Raw genomic sequence first — 2,196 nt, forward strand, 5'->3', positions numbered from 1 at the left:
GCCGTGTTCGACCCACAGCTGCCCCACCGCCGCGTTCGGCTTGGCGGCGAACGGCGCGAAGACGTCGTCATTGTAGACGATGCAGTTCTGGAAGATCTCGACGAACGCCGCGCCCTGATGCGCGTAGGCCGCCTTCAACACCCCGACGAGGTTCTTGTTGATGTCGATCGCCCGCGCCACGAACCGCGCACCCGAACCGAGCGCGAAGGCGCACGGATTGGCAGGCCGATCGACCGAGCCGAGCGGGGTCGAGGGGCTACGCGTGCCGACCCGGCTGGTCGGCGAATACTGGCCTTTCGTGAGCCCGTAGATCTCGTTGTTGAACAGCAGCACCTGGCAGTTCAGGTTGCGCCGCAGCAGGTGCATCGTGTGGTTCCCGCCGATCGACAGCGCGTCGCCGTCACCGGTGATGATCCACACGTCGAGCTCGGGATTAGCAAGCTTCACCCCCGTCGCGACCGCGGGCGCACGGCCGTGGATGGTGTGGAAGCCATAGGTCTCCATGTAATAGGGGAAGCGCGACGAGCAGCCGATCCCGGACACGAACACCGTGTTCTCCGGGCGCGCGCCGATCTCCGGCATGGTCCGCTGGACTGCCTTCAGGATCGCGTAGTCGCCGCAACCGGGGCACCAGCGCACCTCCTGATCGGTCTCCCAATCCTTGGGCGTGGTCTTCGCGATGGGGGTCATGTCGTTCATGATGATGCGTCCCAGTAATCAGGCTGCCGACTGCGGCGAAAGCGTCGCGCCGTCGGTCTTGTTGTGGCCGTCGTCATGGCCGGAAAATGGCTCGGGCAGCTGATCCGCGTTCGGCCATACCGTGCCGCCCGCGTCGCCGCCGAGCGCCGCCTGGATCGCGGCCTCGATCTCGGCGATCTGGAAGGGCTGCCCCGATACCTTGTTGAGCGGCTTGGCGTCGACCAGGAACTGATCCCGCAGCACAGTCTTCAGCTGGCCGGTGTTCATCTCGGGCACCAGAATCTGGTCGTAGCTTTTCAGCAGCGCGCCGAGGTTCTTCGGCATCGGCCAGATGTGGCGGATATGGACGTGGCTGACGTCCTGGCCACGCGCCCGCGCGCGCCGGACCGCCTGGTGGATCGGCCCGAAGGTCGAACCCCAGCCGACGATCACCAGCTTGCCGCCCTCGGTGCCGAGCTCGACCTGCTGGTCTGGCACTGCGATGTTGTCGATCTTGGCCTTGCGGATGTCGGTCATCGCCTGATGATTCTCGGGCGAATAGTCGATGTTGCCGGTGCCCTGCTTCTTCTCGATCCCGCCGATGCGGTGGAGCAGCCCGGGCGTGCCGGGGCGCGCCCAAGGGCGCTTCAGCTCGTCGTTGCGCGCATAGGGCTGGAAGCCGCCTTCCGGCACGTCGTTCAGGAACTCGACCGGGAACGGCGCATAGCTGGAGATGTCGGGCACCTTCCACGGCTCGGCGGCATTGGCGATATAGCCGTCGGTCAGCAGCATGACAGGGGTCATGTACTGGACCGCGATCCGCACCGCCTCGATCGCGCAGTCGAACGCGTCGGCGGGGCTGCGCGCGGCGATCACCGGCATCGGCGCGTCGCCGTTACGGCCATAGACCGCCTGATAGAGATCGCTCTGCTCGGTCTTCGTGGGCAAGCCGGTCGAAGGCCCGCCACGCTGCGAATTGACGATCACCAGCGGCAGCTCGGTCATGATCGCGAGGCCCATCGCCTCGCCCTTCAGCGCGATGCCCGGACCCGACGACGAGGTCACGCCCAATTGTCCTGCAAAGCTCGCGCCGATCGCCGATGCGATCGCGGCGATCTCGTCTTCCGCCTGGAAGGTGGTGACCCCGAACTCCTTCAGTCGCGACAGCGAATGGAGGATCGCCGACGCCGGCGTGATCGGATAGCCGCCGAAGAACATCGGAATGTTGGCAAGCTGCGTTCCCGCGACGAGCCCGAGCGAAATCGAGTCCGCGCCGGTGACGGTCCGCCACAGCCCGGCTTCGACCGGCGCGACGCCGACATGATGCTGCTTCATCGGCCCGGTCAGCTCGGCGGTCTCGCCATAGGCATGCCCGGCGTTGAGCGCCGCAATGTTGGCCTCCGCCAACGTCGGCGCTTTGGCGAACTTGCTCTTCAGCCAGTCCACGATCGGCTGCCGATCGCGGTCGAACATCCAGAGCGCCAGCCCCAGCGTCCACATGTTCTTGCAGCGCAGCGC

1 protein-coding gene and 1 pseudogene (1 of these 2 only partly in view) are annotated in these 2,196 nt (G+C 66.3%); both read right to left on the bottom strand.

The window, feature by feature from the left end; translation table 11 throughout:
- Positions 1-699, bottom strand: a pseudogene (locus ACFE77_RS15300) (2-oxoacid:ferredoxin oxidoreductase subunit beta); it reaches 348 nt to the left of the window's first position.
- Between the two features lie 18 nt (positions 700-717).
- On the bottom strand, positions 718-2,196 hold a 1,479-nt coding region (locus tag ACFE77_RS15305; protein WP_375422509.1), incomplete at its 5' end, for a 2-oxoacid:acceptor oxidoreductase subunit alpha.

This window comes from uncultured Sphingomonas sp. (genome assembly GCF_964243315.1).
Taxonomy (GTDB): Bacteria; Pseudomonadota; Alphaproteobacteria; order Sphingomonadales; family Sphingomonadaceae; genus Sphingomonas.